This window comes from Butyricicoccus sp. OF10-2, from assembly GCF_003481925.1.
GTDB lineage: Bacteria > Bacillota > Clostridia > Oscillospirales > Butyricicoccaceae > Agathobaculum > Agathobaculum butyriciproducens.
In genome coordinates, this window is sequence record NZ_QUMC01000001.1 from 48,982 (window position 1) to 68,918 (window position 19,937).

Below are 19,937 nucleotides of genomic sequence, written 5' to 3' on the forward strand. Positions count from 1 at the left end.
AGTTTTCGGGGGATTTCTCTGCAATAGACCTTACAGGCTTGCCTGGCAAGGGCGTTTCTCGATAGAAAGGACGGTTACGTCCTTTCTATCGAAGGCGAAGCTTAGAAGGCGAAGTTGGTCTTAACTCTCCAGATATTCTGTGCATACTCAGCAATCGAGCGGTCCGCTGCGAAGCGGCCGGAGTTTGCAATGTTGATCAGCGCCATGCGGTTCCACTGATCCTGATCGCGGTAAACCTCGCTTACGCGCTCCTGAGCGGCTGCGTAGGATGCGAAGTCCTTGAGGCTCATATAGCGGTCAGCAGGGCCGCCGTTGCCGCCGTGCAGCAGCAGGTTGGCAATATCGGTGTAGTCCACGCCGTCACCGAAGCCATGGATCATCTGATCGAGTACGCGGCGGATGACCGGATCGTTCTGGTAGATGACCATCGGCTCATAGCTGCCGGAAGCGGCCAGTGCCTCAGCCTCGGGCGTTTCCATACCGAAGATGAAGATGTTCTCCTTGCCGACTGCCTCGCAGATCTCAACGTTTGCGCCGTCCATCGTGCCGATGGTCAGAGCACCGTTCATCATGAACTTCATGTTGCCGGTACCGGATGCTTCCTTGCCGGCGATGGAGATCTGCTCGGAAACCTCGGCGGCCGGCATGATAATCTCAGCCAGAGATACCTTGTAGTCCTCGAGGAATACGACCTTCAGCTTGTCGCGTACTGCCGGATCGTTGTCGATCATCTTGGAGATGGAGTTGATCAGCTGGATGGTCTTTTTCGCAACTGCGTAGCCCGGTGCGGCCTTGGAGCCGAAGATGAAGGTGCGCGGAACGAAATCCATATCCGGATTGTCCTTCAGCTTGTGGTACAGGCTGATAATGTGCAGAATGTTCAGCATCTGGCGCTTGTACTCGTGCAGACGTTTAACCTGTACGTCGAAGATGGAGTCCATGTTGACTTCGATGCCGTTGTGCTCCTTGATATAGTCCGCCAGACGCTGCTTGTTGTGGCGCTTGATCTCGCCCAGCTTGTCGAGCAGCTCCTTGTCATCCGCATAGTTGTTCAGAACCTGCAGCTCGGACGGATGGGTGCGGTAGCCGGTGCCGATCTTGCTCTCGATCAGCTCAGCCAGCTCCGGGTTGGCCTCACACAGCCAGCGGCGGTGTGCAATGCCGTTGGTGACGTTGCAGAACTTGGAGGAGTAGATCTTGTAGAAATCAGTGAATACGCGCTCCTTGAGGATCTCGGAATGCAGCGCGGATACGCCGTTGATGGAGAACGAGCCTGCGATAGCCAGATGCGCCATGCGGACGGTATCGTCGGCAACGATAGCCAGCTTGGAGATCTTCTGGAAGTCGTTCGGGAAGTAGTTCCACAGCTCCTTGCAGAAGCGCTCGTTGATTTCGTAGATGATCTGCATAACACGCGGCATCAGCTCCTGAACGAGCGATACCGGCCAGCACTCGAGGGCCTCAGGCATAACGGTGTGGTTGGTGTAAGCAACAGACTGGCTGGTGATGTTCCAGGCCTGCTCCCAGCTCATGTCGTTTTCGTCCATCAGGATGCGCATCAGCTCCGGAATAACCAGGGTCGGATGGGTATCGTTGATGTGCAGGACGTGCTTGTGCGCGAAGTTTTCGAGCGTGCCGTACTTGGCCTTGTGCTTTGCACAGATGTCCTGCAGGGTTGCGGAAACCAGGAAGTACTGCTGCTTGAGACGCAGGGACTGACCCTCGCGGTGGTTATCCTCCGGATAGAGGACCATGGAGATGGTCTCTGCCAGTGCGTGCTTTTCCAGTGCTTTCAGATACTCACCGGAGGAGAACAGCTTCATGTCCAGTGCGATCGGGCTCTGTGCCTTCCACAGGCGCAGACGCGCGATGTTGTTGGTGCCGTAGCCGGAAATCGGCATATCATACGGAACTGCCAGAACCGGCGTGTAATCGTGGTAGTTGACGATCAGCTTGCCGTTATCATCGAAGTAGGTGTCAACCGTGCCGCCGATCTTGACCTCGCGGGTCTCATCCATTGCCGGAATCTGCCAAACCTCGCCGGTAGACAGCCAGGAATCCGGCAGCTCGACCTGCTGGCCTTCTACGATCTTCTGCTTGAAAATGCCGTGCTCGTAGCGGATGGAGTAGCCGGTGCCGCGTACGCCGTCGGTCGCCATGCCGTCCATGTAGCAGGCAGCCAGACGGCCGAGGCCGCCGTTGCCCAGACCGGGATCCGCTTCCTCCTCGAAGATGTCCGCCATCTCGAAGCCCATGTCCTTCAGGGCTGCGGTCAGAGCGTCCAGCATACCGAGGTTGTAGGCGTTGTTGCGCAGGCTGCGGCCGACAAGAAATTCCATGCACAGATAATGCACCTGACGCTCTCCGTCGCGCTCTACCTCATTCTGGGTTTCGATCATGTGCTCTGTCAGTGCATCGCGCACTACGAGGGCACAAGCCTCGTATACCTGATCCTTGGTAGCGTCCTCTACCTCGCAGGCGAAATGTCTTTGCAGTTTACCTGCAATGGCTTCTTTCAAAGCGGTCTTTGTGTACTGGGTCTTTGGCATGGTCTTTCTTATCTCCTCACATAGTTGTTTGGAGGCACTGCCGAGCGATACGTCTGCGGTGCTTTGCGGAAATTTTGCGCTTTGGCGTCGTTGCGATCCCTTGCAATACACAAAGTATTGCTGCGGAACCGCGCCTAGCCAAATCACAAACTTTACTCGCAAATCACTCTTGCCGTATCACTCGTCAGCACCTCTAAGGGTGCCGTAGATTTCAATGGGATGAAAATTACGGAATCACCAGTTACCGTCACCGTATTCCCTCAAATCGGGTGACGGGTCGGGCTGACAGGTCGGTTACTGACCCATCGCGGTCTTGTAAACCTCGATATATTTATCGGCAGAGCTGCCCCAGCTGAAGTCGCTCTGCATACCCTGCATAATCAGCTTGCTCCACGCAGGCTTGTTAAAGCGGAATACGCCGCAGGCCTCGCGGATAACGTGCAGCATGTCGTGCGCGTTGTAGCTTGCAAAGGTGAAGCCGTTGCCCGTGCCGGCATAATCGACAAAGGCGTGAACGGTGTCCTTGAGGCCGCCGGTCTCGCGGACGATCGGAATAGTGCCGTAGCGCAGTGCGATCATCTGTGCCAGGCCGCACGGCTCAAACTTGGACGGCATCAGGAACATATCGGCGCCTGCGTAAATGCGGTTTGCCAGATCGCCGGAGAACATGATGGACGCGGAAACCTTATCCGGCCAGCGACGCTTTGCCTCAATGAACATCTGCTCATAGCGGTAGTCACCGGTGCCGAGCACGATCAGGCGAACATCATCTGCCAGAATATCCGGCAGGACTGCTTCGATGAGGTCGAGTCCCTTCTGGTCAACAAAGCGAGTGACAATGCCGATAACCGGCGTGTTTGCATCGCCCTCGAGGCCGCAGAGCTTGAGCAGTTCGGTCTTATTGACCTGCTTATCCTGCGGATTGTTCGGGCCGTATTTCTTGAAGATCTTGCTGTCGGTCTCCGGATTGAAGGCATCCATGTTGATGCCGTTCAGGATGCCGTGCAGCTTGTAGCTGTTCATGCGCAGCACGGAATCCAGACGGTAGCCGTAGTATTCGGTCTGAATTTCGTTTGCGTAGGTCGGCGAAACCGTGGTGATAGCCGTGGAAGCCACGATAGCAGCCTTCATCAGGTTGACGTCACCGTCCATCGCCATAAAGCCGGAGCGGAAGTGTGCGTCGTCAATGCCGAGCACATACTCCAGAATCTCACGGCCGTAGCGGCCTGATACTGGATGTTGTGGATGGTGAACACGGTCTTGATATTCTCGTAGAACGGACGGGAAGCGAACATCAGGTTGTAATAAACCGGAACGAGGGCAGTCTGCCAGTCGTTGCAGTTGATCACATCCGGCTTCCAGTCCAGATCGGGCAGTACCTCGAGTACCGCCTTGGAGTAGTACGCGAAGCGCTCTGCGTCGTCGTACTCGCCGTAGATCTGGCCGCGTGCGAAGTAATACTCATTATCGATGAAATAATAGGTAACGCCGTCTGCCTCATAGCGGAAGATACCGCAGTACTGGTTGCGCCAGCCCAGACGGACGTAAGCGTTTTTGATGTAATAGAACTTTTCGCGCATACTCTGGTCGATCGCAGAATACAGCGGGCAGAATACACGCACGTCATGTCCCTTGGCAGCGAGTGCCTGCGGGAGCGAACCTGCTACATCGCCCAATCCGCCGGTTTTGATGAACGGAGCGCATTCGCTGGTAACATACATGATTTTCATAAAGCCGAGCCTCCCCAACAGAGAGTGCGGAAACAGCGCTGACCGTTTCCGCACCCGTTGTAATTTTATTATACTCGTTTCTGTCTGAATGTAATATAGCAATATTTCACGAACATTTGCGCTGCGGAAAATGCGTTTTTGCTGTGATAGCAACTTCTAAACAGAAGTTTATGCGGATTTAACAGAAAAGGATCAAACGGTTGCGTTTTTTGCGATGGTGATCGGATAATTTTCGTGTCCCATCATCGTGCGGCCATCACGGATAATAACATTGCGGTCGGTGATGACATGACGGAGCGAAGCCTCGGTCAGAATGCGCCCGCCTTCCATGATGATGCAGTTATTGACCTCGGCGCCCTTTTCAATCACAACGTCGCGGAACAGGACGGAGTTTTTTACCTTGCCCTCGATGCGGCAGCCGTCGGCGATGAGGCAGTCCTCTACATCGCTTCATCGCCGTAATAGGTCGGAGCCTCGTCCTTGATGCGGGTCAGGATCGGACGGGTGCGCTTGAATACCTCGTTGCGGACATCCTTGTCGAGCATGTCCATGTTGGAGCGGTAGTAGTCGAAGGTGTCCTCGATCTTGACGGCGTACTCGTTGAACAGGTAGCGGCTACCGTGCCGTCCATCAGGGCACGGGTGAGGAACTCGCGCTCGAAGTGGATGCAGTTATGGGTTACGCAGTCGGACAGCATGTGGATAAGGTACTGGCGGCTCATGACGTAAATGCCGAGTGCCGCATGCTTGCACTTGCCCTCGTTGCAGTCTCCAACGCGGATGTCAACGGCTTCCTTCTTGCGGTTCAGCTCCACATAGGTGGTGAACGGGGAATTCTTCTGCTTCTTGGTGCATACCATGGTCAGGTCTGCGCCGGACTTGATATGGCGGTCGATCACGTCGTCGAGCGGTACATTGGCAACAATGTCGCCGTCCGCTACAACTACATAGTCTGCACGGTTCTTCTGCAGGAAGTCAACCGCACCGGCCAGTGCGTCAATCTTGCCGCGGTACTCGCCGGTTACCAGCGGAGATGCCTTCTTGGAGTAGGAGTACGGCGGCAGCATGGTTACGCCGCTGTTCTTGCGGGAAAGATCCCAGTCCTTGGCATTGCCGATGTGGTCGATCAGGGACTGGTACTTGTCCTTCATCAGTACGCCCACGCGGTAAATGCCGCTGTTTACCATATTGGAAAGCATAAAGTCGATAATGCGATACCGGCCGCCCCACTGTACCGCACCGACCGTGCGGTGCTCGGTGATCTCGCGAAGATCGTTGTCGGTATCAAATGCAATGATCATGCCTAAAACGCTGTTCATGTTTGTGCCGCCCCCTTACTTTACGTCCGGCAGATCCTCGTCTGCCATTTCCTTAGCGGCCAGCTTTGCGCCGCTGCCGATGCGAACGCCTTCGGCTACTACCGCAACGCCCCAGTTGTCTACGTCGCTGTCGGACGGCTGCCGCCGACTTCCGCGCCCTTGGCGATAACGGCCTTTTCGGCTACGATGGAGTAGCGCACGGTCGCGCCTTCCTCAACCACGGCACCCGGCATCAGGATGGAATATTCCACCTTGGCACCCTTGCCGATCTTAACATCCGAGAACAGGACGGACTCGGAAACGTCGCCGTAGATCTCACAGCCCTCGGAGAGCAGGGTATGGGTAACCTTAGCCTGCTTGGAGGTGAAATGCGGAGGCGAACCGGTGGTGCGGCCGTAGATTTTCCAGCTGTCATCGGAAAGCTGCAGGCCGGAGTTCGGAGAGAGCAGGTCCATGTTTGCTTCCCACAGACTCTCGATGGTGCCTACGTCCTTCCAGTAGCCCTTGAAGCGGTAGGAAACCAGCTTTTCACCGTTATTCAGCATCGCCGGAATAATATCCTTGCCGAAGTCGTTGGAGGACTGCTCGTTGGCCTCGTCATTGATGAGGTATTCCTTCAGCTTTTTCCAGGTGAAAATGTAGATGCCCATGGAAGCCAGCGTGGACTTCGGCTCCTTCGGCTTCTCCTCAAATTCGTAGATGGTGCCGTCCGGCTTGCAGTTCATGATGCCGAAACGGGAAGCCTCGGAAAGCGGAACGTCCAGCACCGCGATGGTCGCGTCAGCGCCGGTCTCCTTGTGCTGCTGGAGCATCTTGTTGTAGTCCATCTTGTAGATGTGGTCGCCCGAGAGAATGAGGACGTACTCGGGATCGTAATCCTCCAGGAACTGAATGTTCTGGTAGATGGCGTTTGCGGTGCCCTTGTACCACTCGGTCTTTTTGCTCTCGTACGGCGGCAGAACATAGACGCCGCCGCGCAGGCGGTCGAGGTCCCACGTCTGGCCGGAACCGATGTAAGCGTTGAGCACATGCGGCTCGTACTGGGTCAGCACGCCGACAGTATCAATGCCGGAGTTGACGCAATTGGAAAGCGGGAAGTCGATAATACGGTACTTACCGCCGAACGGTACGGCAGGCTTAGCGACCTTTTTGGTCAGCACATACAAACGGCTGCCGCGGCCGCCTGCGAGCAGCATGGCTACGCATTCTTTTTTCCGATACATGTAAATTCTCCTTTTTCACAGTTTGCATCGCTGCGATCTATACGCCGTCTGGCGTATCCCCTCTGTGTATCTCTTTTGCAGCAAACTTGCGCTTGCTTATTTAGAACCGCCGGTTGCGGTTACTGCCTTGTCTGTCGGTACGGAAACCGCTTTTTCGGTGGTTTTCGCAACTGCCTTGGTTCCGGTGCGTGCCACCGCCTTTTCGGTGGTTTTCGCAACTGCCTTGGTTCTGGTGCGTGCCACCGCCTTTTCGGTGGTCTTTGCAACGGATTTGGAGCCGGTCTTGGCTACGGCCTTCTCGGTTGTGCGGGCAACGGCCTTGGTTCCGGATTTCGCAACTGCTTTGGTCGAGCGGGTGCGCTTTACCGGTTTCTTGGCAGCCGCGGCTTTTGCGGCCTCGATCTCTGCCTTGGTGCGGCGCTTGGCTCTTGCCTTGCCCTTGAAGAACAGCACGCCGAAGCGCGGAATCTTCAGAACAATGGACTGTTCCTGACCGTGCATGGGCTTGTTTTCGGTCTTGAGCTTGCCGTTTGCCATGCCGCTGCCGCCGAACTCGGTCTTGTCCGAGGTGAATATCTCTTCATAAGTGCCGGTGATCGGAACGCCGACGCGGTATTCCTGCTGCTCCTCCGGAGAGAAGTTGACAACGACCACGATATCCGAGCCGTCCTTCGCCACACGGCGGAAGGCGATGATGTTGTTGCGGTTGTCCTCATGGCTGATCCACTCAAAGCCGCGCCAGTCGGTATCCTGCTCCCACAGCTGCGGAGTAGCAAGGTAGAAGTGATTGAGCGCCTTGACGTACGCCTGCATCTGGCGGTGCGCCGGATAATCCAGCAGCATCCAGTCCAGTCCGCGCTGGTACGCCCATTCGGAGAATTGTGCAAACTCGCCGCCCATGAACAGCATCTTCTTGCCCGGGTGTGCGGCCATGTAGCCGTACAGCGCGCGCAGACCGCCGAACTGATTTTCATACGGAGGCGGCATCTTGCTGATGAGCGAGCACTTGCCGTGCACGACCTCATCGTGCGAGAGCGGCAGGATGTAGTTTTCGGAAAAGGCGTACATGAACGAGAAGGTGATCTTGTCGTGCATGTCCTTGCGGAAGAACGGGTCCGCCGAGCAGTAGCACAGCATGTCGTTCATCCAGCCCATGTTCCACTTGAAGTTGAAGCCCAGACCGCCGTCGTAACCCGGCTTGGTCACCATCGGCCATGCGGTGGACTCCTCGGCGATCATCATAACGTCCGGATGATCGGTCAGGATGTACTCGTTGAGCAGCCGCAGGAAGTCAACGGCCTCGAGGTTCTCACGGCCGCCGTGGACGTTCGGCCGCCATTCGCCCTGCCGGTTGTAGTCCAGATACAGCATGGAAGCGACCGCGTCCACACGCAGGCCGTCCATGTGGAATTTCTCGATCCAGAACATCGCGGAGGAGAACAGCAGGTTTCTCGTGGAGACCTTGCCGTAGTCGAATACGCGCGTGCCCCATTCCTTGTGCTCCATCTTGAGCGGATCGGCGTATTCGTACAGGTGCGAGCCGTCAAACTCGACCAGTCCGCAGCCGTCCTTCGGGAAGTGCGCCGGAACCCAGTCCATGATAATGCCCAGACCGGCCTGATGCGCCTTGTCGATCAGGTACATCAGATCCTTCGGCGTGCCGTAGCGGCTGGTGGCGGCAAAGTAGCCGATTACCTGATAGCCCCACGAGCCGTCGAACGGATACTCGGTCAGCGGCATAAACTCGATGTGGGTGTAGCCCATTTCCTTGACATACGGCACAAGCTCGTCCGCCAGCTGGCGGTAGGAGTAGAAGTTGCCGTCCTCGTGCATCTTCCACGAGCCGAGGTGGCATTCGTAGATGTTGACCGGATTGGAATACGGCAGGTGCTTTTTACGCCAGTCCAGCCACGAGGCGTCGCCCCATTCGTAGCCGTCGAGGTCATACGCCTTGGTGGCGTTGCCCGGACGGGTCTCAAAATGGAAGCCATACGGGTCGGACTTGTCAAACACATCGCCGGACTTGGCCCATACACTATACTTGTATGCGGCATATTCCGGAATATTCGGAATAAATTTCTCCCAGATACCCTGTTCATCGCGCGTCATATAATCGGCGTCGCGATTCCAGTCGTTGAACTCACCCATGACGGAAACTTTTTCGGCCTCCGGTGCATAAACACGGAACAGATAACCCTGTTCACCATCCTGCACGAAAGGGTGGGCTCCCATGTAATCGAACGCGCGACAATCCCGGCCGGAATAGAAAAGCTCGCTTCGCTTTTCCGCGGCGGGTGCTGCGGATTTTTTCTTCATACAGCATCTCTCCCTTTACAGCCGCCAAATGAAGGAAAATACGAATATTTTCCAACAGTTTGTGTACTTCGACAGAATTTTGGCGGAATACCCTCACTTTAGTTAGATATAGTATACATCACATAAATAGAAAAGTCCAGCAATTTAGCACAATTACTGGACTTTCTTTACAGAAATTTTGTTTGCTTTCCACATCATTTGAGTGGAAATGACAAAATAACGTACAATTCGATATAAATTTGTTCAGAAAATGTGACGGCGGATGAGATCGAGCGCCGTAGAAGCGGCCTGCATGCGCACACGGTCGCGGCCGAGCGAGGACTGCATTTTGCGGGTAAAGAACTTGCCGTCGTACCAAACGCTGATATAGACCAGACCGGTCGGCTTGTCCTCGGTGCCGCCGCCCGGGCCGGCAATGCCGGTGATGCCGACGCCGATGTCCGAGCCAAGCGCATTTGCAACGCCGACAGCCATCTGCTCTGCGGTTTCGGGAGATACCGCGCCGACCGTGTCGAGGGTCTCCTTCTTCACGCCGAGCACCTTCTCCTTGACGCTGTTGCTGTACGAGCACACACCGCCGAGGTAGTAATCGGATGCGCCCGGGATGTCGGTCAGACGCTTGGACAGCAGACCGCCGGTGCAGCTTTCGGCCACCGCGAGGGTCAGCTTGCGCTCGCACAGGCCGTCGCCGACTACCTGCTCGAGAGAGTCAACGTCTACGCCGTAAACGTCGTCGCCGAGCAGCTTCAGGATTTCGTCAACGACCGGATCGAGCATCTTCTCGCATTCTGCTGGGGTGTCCGCCTTGGCGGTAACGCGCGCGAAGCACTCCGAGGTGCGGGCATACGGCGCAATAGTCGGGTTTGCGCTTTTTTCCATCATGTCGTGCAGGATATTCTCCATGTTGCTTTCGCCGAGGCCGAATACGCGGATGTTGCGGGATACGATGCAGCCGCCTGCCAGCTTGTACAGATACGGCATTGCACATTCCTTCCACATCGGGTTGCACTCGCGCGGAGGGCCGGGCAGCATGAGAACGTGCTTGCCGTCGGCTTCAAACGCACAGCCGGGCGCTGTGCCCCACAGGTTGGTGAATACGGTGCAGCCCTCCGGCAGCCATGCCTGCTTTTCGTTGTTCTTGGTCATTTCGCGGCCGATGGTCTTGAAAAAGTCGGTCAGACGGTCCATGGACGGCTGATGCAGTACCATCTTTTTGCCGAAAACGGTCGCCAGCGTCTCCTTGGTCAGATCGTCAAGGGTTGGGCCAAGGCCGCCGGTGGTGATGATGATGTCAGCACGGTCCTTTGCCTCGCGGACCACGCGCTCGAGACGCGCCGGATTGTCACCGACAACGGTCTGGTAGAATACATTGATGCCCAGCTCGGACAGACCCTGCGAGATCAGCTGTGCATCGGTGTTTACGATGTCGCCCAGCAGAATCTCCGTGCCGACTGCGATAAGTTCTGCGTTCAATGAAAGTTCCTCCTTAAATCAAGGGAATTGCTATTTTAATTAGGAATTAGTAGTTAGTAATTAGTAATTATGGTGCGGCCGCTGGCCGATATGGATTATCGCGTAAGCGATACCGCAATTACTCATTCCTAATTATTACGGAGGTGGATAATCTCCACACCCTTAACCGCCTCGTCCACGAGTGCTTCAACGTCGAGGTGGCTCTCCGCCTCGAGGATTTTCGGCATCTTCGGCTTGGTATTCGGGTGCTTTGGGGTAAATACGGTGCAGCAGTCCTCGTAGGGCAGGATAGAGGTCTCAAAGGTGTCGATCTTACGGGCGATCGTCACAATTTCCTCCTTATCCATGCCGATGCAGGGACGGAACACCGGCAGGTCGCACACTGCGCCGGTAACGGCCATGGCGGGCATGGTCTGGCTGGCAACCTGACCGAGCGACTCACCGGTGATGAGTGCACCGCAGCCGTACTCAACAGCTACGCGCTCGGCAATGCGCATCATAAAGCGGCGCATGATGAGCGTGAACAGCTCCTCGTGGCACTTGTCGCGGATTTCCTCCTGAATGTGGGTGAACGGCACGACCATAACGCTCATGCGGCCGCACCATGCGGTCAGCTTGCGGCCCAGTTCAAGCACCTTCTCCTTGGCGCGCTCGGACGTATACGGATAGCTGAAAAAGTGGATGCCGCACAGCTCCAGACCGCGCTTGGCCATCATCCAGCCGGCAACAGGGGAGTCGATGCCGCCGGAGAGCAGCAACGCTGCACGGCCGTTCGAGCCGATCGGCATGCCGCCCGCACCCGGAACCGAACCGGCGTGAACGAAGGCGTACTTCTCGCGCATCTCCACGTGCACGGTCAGGTCGGGATGGTGCATGTCCGGACGAACATCCGGGAACAGATCAGCAAGCTCGCCGCCGACGTGCTGGCTGATTTCAGTGGAGGTCATCGGGAATTTCTTGTCGCCGCGCTTGGACTCGACCTTAAAGGTCTTAGCCGCCGCAAAATTGGGTGTCAGATAGTCCTTTGCGGTCGCAATGACACTCTCGAGCGTCTTTTCTGGGCAGACCGCTGCACGGGAGATGGTCGCAAAGCCGAACACACGGCTTGCGCACTCCATAACCGCATCTGCGTCCGCATCGTCCGGAATCTCCACATAAACGACCGACTGGCGCATAGTGATCTCGCAGTCTGCAACGTGCGCCATGCGGCGCTTGAGGTTTTTCAGCAGACGATCCTCAAAGGTTTTGCGGTTGAGTCCCTTGAGGACGATCTCACCGCACTTGAGCAGTAATACTTCTTTCATTTATTGTCTCCTTGATGGTAAATTTATTCGTTTGCGCTGATGATTTCCTTCTCCTCAGCGGTCATCAGGCTGTCGCGGTCGGCGCTGTCCGAGCCGAACTCCAAGCGGGTCTTGACGTAATCATCATCCGGCAGGTTGAACACCTGTGCCAGATAGTTTAAGTAAACGTCCGCCATGATTTCCAGTTTGCCGTAATCGGTCTCCCACGGTACGAGCGACTGCGTGCCGACGCTGACCGTGCCGTCCTCCCGGCGGTCAATTTTGACCGGCAGACTGCATTCCTCCGCACGCTTTTCGGCAGTGTCCGGCAGGCTGTCGTAAAGGCCCTCCATCCAGAAGCGGCATTTGCCGTCATATACGGCGAGCTTGTGCTCCGAGCCGTCCGGTTTGGTGATGGTTTTGTATTCCATATAGATTAAACTCCTTGTTTTTGTTCCTCGTCAATGGTTCCGCGAAAATAAGAAACAAGAACACCGTATTTTTCGCCATCCTTGTTTGCGGAAAAGGCGTAACAGTCGGACTTGTCAGCCGGTTCGGGCGCAGTAAAGTAGAGAGCCTCGCTGTCCCGACCGTCTTTATACGCGGTATTGTTATTGGGATTGACTTTGTAGTAAACACAGTTTGTGTAGCCTGCCTGCTCAACGATATTCTGCGCCTGTGATGCGGTAATCGGGTGGGTAATCAGCAGAAATGCGCCGGTAACACACAGAGCGACTGCCATAGTAACCGTATAAGCAGTGGAATTTTGCTCTCGATATCTTAGCTCGATAATGCTCAACGTAGCCCAAAGCGGCAGGAAAATCCAGTTGTCGAGAGAATACGGTTCCGTGAACAGTATGTACGGAATGGTGCAGAGGATACCGCAGAATATCAGCTGACAAAGCCGTGTAACGATATGATTAGGCGGAAACCATGGTTCTCGTTCCTCGCCTGTACGCCCTGCGGCTGATGCAATAAAAACAGCGCAGGTAGCGCCAACCAGCACAGGATTGTCCAGCAGCATCCGGCCGTACACGAAGAAGTGCAGACCGAAAATCACGGCCGTGCAGATACAGCAGATACCGGCGTTCATAATATGTTTTTTGCTCATAACCCTACCTCCTCGCAATAATTCCTAATTACGAATTAGCTTATCTGCGGAACATTTTCGCGCCCTTTTTGACCGCTGCAACAAACGCATCCACATCTTCCTTTGTGTTGAACGGTGCAAACGAAACGCGCAGCGCGCTGTCCGTGCGCGCCTTCGGCAGACCGAGTGCCTTGAGCACACCGCTCTGCTTGCCCTTGGAGCAGGCTGAGCCGCTGGAAATGTAAACCTCGTCCCCCTCGAGTACATGCAGCATGACCTCGCTCTTGCAGCCGGGCATGGAAAGATTGACCACATGCGGGATATCGCCTTCGCCGTTGAACTGTGCATCGGGCAGCTCGGCGCTGACCTGCTGCTTGAGGTAGTCGGCGAGCTCCTGCACATGGGCGTAATCCTCGTCGAAATGCGCCATGCGAATCTCGCACGCCTTGGCAAATGCTGCGATATTCGGCACGGCCTCGGTGCCTGGACGCATGCCGCGCTCCTGACCGCCGCCGAACGTCAGCGGAGGCAGGCGCAGGCCCTTTTTCACATACAGCGCACCGATGCCCTTGGGTGCGCCGATTTTGTGGCCGGAAACGCTCATCAGGTCGCAGTTCCATTTTTTCGGCGTCAGGCGTACACGGCAAAGACCCTGTACGGCATCAATATGGAACAGCGCCTTGGGTGCCTTGGCCTTGAGCAGCTTTCCGAGCTGTTCGACCGGCTGTACCGTGCCGATCTCGTTGTTGACCAGCTGGCAGGAGAGAAGAATGGTGTCCTCGGTCAGTGCATCGCTCAGCACCTCGGGCGTGATGTGACCGGTTGCGTCCGGCGCAAGGAAAACTACGTCGAAGCCGTCCGCAGCAAGCTGCTTTGCGGTGTTGACGGTTGCCGCGTGTTCGATCTCGGTCGTGATGATACGGCCCTTTTTATGTCGGTTGAGGTGAGCGGTACCGCGCAGGCTAATGTTGGTGCTCTCCGTGCCGCAGGCGGTGAAATATACTTCCTCGGGCAGACAGCCGAGCGCAGACGCGACCGTCCTGCGGCTGTCCTCGAGCAGATGCGAGGCCTCCAGCCCCATGCGGTGCAGGCTGGACGGGTTGCCGAACTCCTCGCACATCGCGTGAACGGCCGCTTCGGCCGCTTCGGGCAGCACGCGGGTCGTCGCCGCGTTATCAAGATAATGCATAGAAAAACGAACTCCTTCATCGGGGCAGACCGCCGTGCGGCCATACTTCCCGCTATTATAAAATATTTTACAACGGCGGGCCGCCTTTTACAAGACAAAAACGTGCAAAACGGCATTGAAAAGTAGAAAAGGGTATGCTATAATTTTAAGGGTATGGCTGTTACCTATTATAAGTATACTGCGTGACAAGAGCACGTTGCAGATAGAAAGGGAGGAAATCCTAATGCCAGGTAAGGTAATTCTCGGCGCCCAGTGGGGCGACGAAGGCAAGGGTAAGTTTATTGATATTTTCGCAGGCAAGGCGGATCTGGTTGTCCGCAGCCAGGGCGGCAACAATGCCGGTCACACCGTTGTAGCCGGCGGTGAGAAGTACAAGCTGCAGCTGATTCCGTCCGGCATCCTGTATCCGGAGTGCGTCAACGTCATCGGCCCGGGTGTTGTTGTCAATCCGAAGGCTGTCCTCGGCGAGATCGACGGCCTGCACGAGAAAGGCGTTTCCACCGACAAGCTGTTCATCGATGCACGCTGCCACTGCATCATGCCGTGGCACCTTGAGCTGGATGCGCTCAGCGAGGCAGAGAAGGCCAAGGAAGGCACCGCAATCGGCACCACCAAGAAGGGCATCGGCCCGACCTACATGGACAAGTCCGAGCGCAGCGGCATCCGCATGCACGATTTTGTAGACGCAGAGCGTTTCGAGGAGGTTATCCGCGAGACCTGTGCCCGCAAGAACCGCGTGATCACCGGCGTTTACGGCGGCGAGCCGATCGACGCGGACGCTGTTATCGCAGAGTACAAGGTTTACGCAGACCGTCTGCGTCCGATGGTGCGCGACACCACCGTTATGACCTATGACGCCATCAAGTCCGGCAAGGAAGTGCTGTTCGAGGGTGCGCAGGGCACACTGCTCGACCTCGACATGGGCACCTATCCGTATGTTACCTCGTCTCATCCGGTAGCAGGCGGCTGCTGCATCGGTTCCGGTGTCGGCCCGACTGCCATCAACGAGATCATGGGCATTTTCAAGTCCTACACCACCCGTGTGGGCGAGGGTCCGTTCCCGACCGAGCTGTTCGATGAAACCGGTGACTATATCCGCAATGCAGGCGGCGAGTTCGGTACCGTTACCGGCCGTCCGCGCCGTACCGGCTGGTTCGACGCAGTCGTTGCACGCTATGCGGTTCGTGTAAACGGTCTGACCGACGTTGTTATCAACAAGATCGACCCGCTGCGCGGCCTGCCGAAGCTCAAGGTCTGCGTTGCATACAAGCTGAAGAACGGCGAGACCGTTACCGAGTTCCCGGCAAACTTCATGGATCTGGTAGACTGTGAGCCGGTTTACGAGGAGTTCGACGGCTTTGATGAGGATATCACCAACTGCCGTTCCTTTGAGGAACTGCCGGCAACCGTGCAGTCCTACATCAAGGAGCTGGAGCGTATCATCGAGTGCCCGATCACCATGCTTGGCGTAGGCCCTGCTCGTGATCAGGTTATGACCATCAAATAATTCGTCCGAAACCACGCTTTCGGACGAGAGGGACGTACCGAGCCAATGGCTCGGATACGTCCTATACGGGATTTGCGCGTCCGCCTTGGCGGGCACACAAAATCCCTTTTTTCTTGTAAAAAAACGCAGGCGCTATCCTTGCGCGGCTATGTCCGCGCTGCGCGCGCATGTCCTGCGTTTTTTTGCATTTGCACGGCAAACGCGATTGAATGCCGCCGTGAAACGGCGGTCGTGCACGGCACGGGACAATGACTCAGATTTCTGAACGAAATCCTGTCATGTAGTTGCGGTTTGCAAGCAAACCGGAATTTTATATGTGCTTTCGTACGAAAAAAGGACGCATATTATGCGTCCTTTTTGGAACGGATTAAATAGCTGCGTTCATTCTCCATTTTCAATTCTCAATTCGGCAATCAGTCGCCCATCGACAGTCCGAGCGCTCTTGCCTGCTTCACCAGTTCGCCATCGGGCGGAACGGTTTTCAGCTTGCCTGCGACCTCGGTCAGCGGAACCGGCACGATATGGTTATCCTGCAGCGCGACCATATAGCCGAATTTTTTCTGCGTGATAAGCTGCGCTGCCGCTACGCCGAACCGGCTGGTCAGCACGCGGTCGGCCGGGCAGGGAGCGCCGCCGCGCTGATAATGGCCCGGAATGGTAACGCGAATCTCCTGCCCGGTCAGCTCCTTGAGTTCGTCCGCAATGCGGTAGGAGATGGACGGATAGGTCATCGCCTCGCGCGCCGCCTTGAATTCCTTTTTGCTCAGCTTCGCCTCGTCTTGACTTATCGCGCCCTCAGCCACTGCAATGATGGAGAATCGTTTGCCCGCCTTGGCACGTTTTTCGATCGCTGCGGCAATCTTCTTTGCGGAGTAGGGAATCTCCGGAATGACGATGACATCCGCGCCGGAGGCAATGCCTGCGTACAGCGTCAGCCAGCCGGCTTTATGTCCCATAACCTCCACGATGAACACACGCGAGTGCGAAAATGCGGTGGAATGGATGGAATCAATAACCGTGGACGCAATATCAATCGCGGACTGAAAACCGAACGTCAGCTCGGTGCCCCACAGATCGTTGTCGATCGTCTTGGGCAGCGTTACTACGTTGACACCCTTCATGCTCAGCAGGTTTGCGGTCTTGTGCGTGCCGTTGCCTCCAAGAATGACCAGACAGTCAAAGCCTGCCTTTTTCACCGTGTGCAGCATTTTATCCAGCTTGGTCTCCTCGCTGTCCTCGATGGTCTTGCGCATTTCCTTGAACGGCTGGCGCGACGTACCGAGAATAGTGCCGCCGACCGTCAGAATATCCGAAAAATCTTCGGGCAGCATTTCGTGGTAATCGCCTTCGATCAAACCGCGGTAGCCGTCCCGAATACCATAGATGGTTACTTTATCTCCCAGTTCGTTATACAGTGTTTTCGCTACACCGCGCAGTGCCGCGTTCAGACCCTGACAGTCGCCGCCGCTGGTCAGCATACCAATCTTCAACATACTCGTCTGCCTCCTGACTCTGTTTTCCGCACTCTATATGTGTACAATGCGCAGTATTATATTTTTACTATACCCTATTTTGTGTAAATTGAAAAGATACTTTACACAGATTCCACGGTTTTTTCACATGGATTTTTTGTGACTTTCGGCAGTTGCATATTGAGCGGCAGATGTGTTATGCTAATGCCAGACAGATTCCCTGCAACTGACGGACACAGGTGGAGCGCAAACCACCGGGGAGCAGGGAGTTCCGTAATCAGATGCACCGTGAAGTGCATCTCAATGCCGACCGTCTGGGCAGTGTCGCAAGCAATACGCGATGCTGTCCTTTTTTGTTGCCATAAAAAGGACAGCAGACAGCACAAACAGGAGGAAAAGAACATGAACGCATGGAACAACTTTAATGGCGGCAACTGGGAAAACGAGATCAACGTCCGCGATTTTATCCAGAAGAATTACACCCCGTATGATGGTGACGGCGCTTTTCTGGCTCCGGCTACCGCACGCACGACTGCGCTGCGTGAGAAGTTCGACGCACTGCTCGCGGAGGAGCGCGAAAAGGGCGGTGTCCGCAATATCGACACCGAGACCGTTATCACCATCACGGCGTTCGGCCCGGGCTATCTCGACAAGGACAACGAGGTAATTGTCGGCCTGCAGACCGATGAGCCGCTCAAGCGTGCATGCAATCCGTTCGGCGGCATGCGTATGATCCGTGATGCGTGCAAGCAGTACGGCTATGAGGTTTCTCCCAAGATTGAGGAGGAGTTCAAGTACCACAAGACCCACAACGACGGCGTATTCTCCGCATATACCAAGGATGTCCGTGAAGCGCGTCACGTTGGTCTGCTGACCGGCCTGCCGGATGCTTACGGCCGCGGCCGCATCATCGGTGACTATCGCCGCGTGGCACTGTACGGCGTGAACCGTCTGATCGCGGAAAAGCAGAAGGACAAGGATGCGCTCGGCAGCGTGCCGACCACCGAGAAGGAAATCCGCTGCGCGGAGGAGCTCTCCGACCAGATCAAGGCACTCAAGGACATGATCGCAATGGCGGCTTCCTACGGCTTTGACATCACCCGTCCGGCGGAGAACGCAAAGGAGGCCGTTCAGTGGCTGTACTTTGGCTATCTTGCCGGCATCAAGGAGCAGAACGGCGCCGCAATGAGCCTTGGCCGCACCTCCACCTTCCTCGATATCTACTTTGAGCGCGATATTGCGGCAGGTCTCATGACCGAGTCCGAGGCGCAGGAGATCATGGACGACTTCGTTCTGCACCTGCGTATGGCGCGCCACCTGCGCACGCCGGAGTACAACGAGCTGTTCGGCGGCGACCCGATGTGGATCACCGAGGCGGTCGGCGGCATCGGTGAGGACGGCCGTCACATGGTTACGAAGAACAGCTACCGCATGCTCAACACCCTGTACAACCTGAACGCTGCCGCAGAGCCGAATCTGACCGTTCTGTGGAGCGAAAACCTGCCGGAGAACTGGAAGAAGTTCATCGCAAAGGTATCCATCGACACGGATGCTCTGCAGTACGAGAATGACGACGTTATGCGTCCGTACTATGGCGATGATTACGCCATCGCGTGCTGCGTATCCGCGATGCGCGTCGGCAAGGACATGCAGTTCTTCGGTGCGCGTGCCAACATCGCCAAGCTGATGATGATGGCGATCAACGGCGGCCGTGACGAGAACAAGTTCGAGCAGGTCGGCCCGGAGATGCCGGTCATGGACGGCGATGTGCTGGATTACGAGGAGGTTCTCCGCCGCATGGACTTCTACCGTCCGTGGCTGGCTAAGACCTACGTTTCCGCGATGAACACCATCCATTACATGCACGACAAGTACGCCTACGAGAAGAGCCAGATGGCGCTGCATGACACTGAGGTGCGCCGCCTGATGGCGTTCGGCATTGCGGGCATGAGCTGCATGGCGGATTCGCTCTCCGCAATCAAGTATGCCAAGGTAAAGCCCATCCGTAATCCGGAGAACGGCATTATCGTGGATTTTGAGATCGAGGGCGATTTCCCGAAGTTCGGCAACGACGACGACCGCGTAGATCAGATCGCGTGTGAGCAGGTCGAGAAGTTCTATCAGGCACTGACGCAGTTCCCGCTGTACCGCGGCGCAATTCATACGCTGTCCATCCTGACCATCACCTCCAACGTAATGTACGGCAAAAAGACCGGCAACACGCCGGACGGCCGCCGTCACGGCGAACCGCTGGCACCGGGCGCAAACCCGATGAGCGGCCGTGATGTTTCCGGCGCACTGGCATCGCTCAACTCGGTTGCAAAGCTGAGCTACACCTACTGCCGCGATGGCATCTCCAACACGTTCTCCATCACGCCGGGTGCACTCGGCAAGACCGATGAGGAGCAGGTGAACAACCTTGTTGCCATCATGGGCGGCTACTTCGCGCAGAACGCGCACCATCTGAACGTAAACGTGCTCAACCGCGAAACCCTCATGGCGGCTTACGAGCATCCGGAGCAGTACCCGAACCTGACCATCCGTGTTTCCGGCTACGCGGTAAACTTCTACAAGCTGAGCCGCGAGCAGCAGCGTGAGGTTATTTCGCGCACGTTCCACGAGGCGATTTAACCTCTAAGGGGACGCTGTCCCCCTTAGATACCCAACCGGTTCCTTGCGAAACCGTTTGGATAACCCCCTCTCGCCCGCACAGCGGACGAGGACGCGCCGCCGCGGCGCGGGCAGAGGTATGGTTCCGCGTCAAAGCCACGGAGCCATTTATTTTCC

Annotated in this window: 11 protein-coding genes, 3 pseudogenes and 1 riboswitch; of the genes and pseudogenes, 2 read left to right on the forward strand and 12 right to left on the reverse strand. The window is 56.2% G+C overall.

The features are described 5' to 3' along the window. Positions 1–101: 101 nt before the first annotated feature. The 11 genes and pseudogenes from DXB00_RS00245 to DXB00_RS00290 form a co-directional block, all read right to left on the reverse strand. Complete coding sequence (locus tag DXB00_RS00245; RefSeq protein WP_118728829.1) at positions 102–2,549, reverse strand: glycogen/starch/alpha-glucan phosphorylase; 2,448 nt, start codon at positions 2,547–2,549, stop codon at positions 102–104. 294 nt (positions 2,550–2,843) lie between these two features. Beyond that, a pseudogene (gene glgA, locus DXB00_RS00250) lies at positions 2,844–4,279 on the reverse strand (glycogen synthase GlgA). 192 nt (positions 4,280–4,471) lie between these two features. Next, positions 4,472–4,711 (reverse strand): annotated as a pseudogene (locus DXB00_RS16235) (glucose-1-phosphate adenylyltransferase subunit GlgD); the annotation flags it as partial. Between the two features lie 58 nt (positions 4,712–4,769). Beyond that, the gene (locus DXB00_RS00255) at positions 4,770–5,597 is read right to left on the reverse strand and encodes a sugar phosphate nucleotidyltransferase (protein ID WP_119214339.1); all 828 of its coding nucleotides are present in this window, start codon (positions 5,595–5,597) and stop codon (positions 4,770–4,772) included. 15 nt (positions 5,598–5,612) lie between these two features. Next, positions 5,613–6,820, reverse strand: a pseudogene (locus tag DXB00_RS00260) (glucose-1-phosphate adenylyltransferase). Between the two features lie 96 nt (positions 6,821–6,916). After that, a complete protein-coding gene (gene glgB, locus DXB00_RS00265) occupies positions 6,917–9,136 on the reverse strand; it encodes a 1,4-alpha-glucan branching protein GlgB (RefSeq protein ID WP_119214340.1) in 2,220 nt (739 codons plus the stop codon). A gap of 243 nt (positions 9,137–9,379) precedes the next feature. After that, positions 9,380–10,609 carry a competence/damage-inducible protein A gene (locus DXB00_RS00270; RefSeq protein ID WP_118728833.1) on the reverse strand — a complete coding sequence of 410 codons (1,230 nt, stop codon included), beginning with the start codon at positions 10,607–10,609 and terminating at the stop codon, positions 9,380–9,382. Between the two features lie 128 nt (positions 10,610–10,737). Beyond that, positions 10,738–11,913: a tRNA uracil 4-sulfurtransferase ThiI gene (thiI, locus tag DXB00_RS00275; RefSeq protein WP_119214341.1), complete on the reverse strand. Its 1,176-nt coding sequence runs from the start codon at positions 11,911–11,913 to the stop codon at positions 10,738–10,740. A gap of 23 nt (positions 11,914–11,936) precedes the next feature. Beyond that, positions 11,937–12,323, reverse strand: coding sequence for a hypothetical protein (locus DXB00_RS00280; protein WP_117751041.1), 387 nt, complete (start codon positions 12,321–12,323; stop codon positions 11,937–11,939). 5 nt (positions 12,324–12,328) lie between these two features. Next, positions 12,329–13,003: a hypothetical protein gene (locus DXB00_RS00285; RefSeq protein ID WP_117751040.1), complete on the reverse strand. Its 675-nt coding sequence runs from the start codon at positions 13,001–13,003 to the stop codon at positions 12,329–12,331. Positions 13,004–13,043: 40 nt separating this feature from the next. Continuing rightward, positions 13,044–14,171: a cysteine desulfurase family protein gene (locus tag DXB00_RS00290; RefSeq protein WP_117751039.1), complete on the reverse strand. Its 1,128-nt coding sequence runs from the start codon at positions 14,169–14,171 to the stop codon at positions 13,044–13,046. A gap of 223 nt (positions 14,172–14,394) precedes the next feature. Between DXB00_RS00290 and DXB00_RS00295 the strand changes: the two genes are divergently transcribed. Next, complete coding sequence (locus DXB00_RS00295; RefSeq protein WP_110435320.1) at positions 14,395–15,678, forward strand: adenylosuccinate synthase; 1,284 nt, start codon at positions 14,395–14,397, stop codon at positions 15,676–15,678. Positions 15,679–16,091: 413 nt separating this feature from the next. Here DXB00_RS00295 and DXB00_RS00300 read toward each other — a convergent pair whose 3' ends face one another. After that, positions 16,092–17,171, reverse strand: coding sequence for a 6-phosphofructokinase (locus DXB00_RS00300; protein ID WP_117751038.1), 1,080 nt, complete (start codon positions 17,169–17,171; stop codon positions 16,092–16,094). 191 nt (positions 17,172–17,362) lie between these two features. Continuing rightward, positions 17,363–17,477, forward strand: a riboswitch (ZMP/ZTP riboswitch). 75 nt (positions 17,478–17,552) lie between these two features. Between DXB00_RS00300 and pflB the strand changes: the two genes are divergently transcribed. Continuing rightward, on the forward strand, positions 17,553–19,781 hold the full coding sequence (gene pflB / locus DXB00_RS00305; protein ID WP_118728836.1) for a formate C-acetyltransferase: 2,229 nt from the start codon (positions 17,553–17,555) through the stop codon (positions 19,779–19,781). Positions 19,782–19,937: the final 156 nt, after the last annotated feature.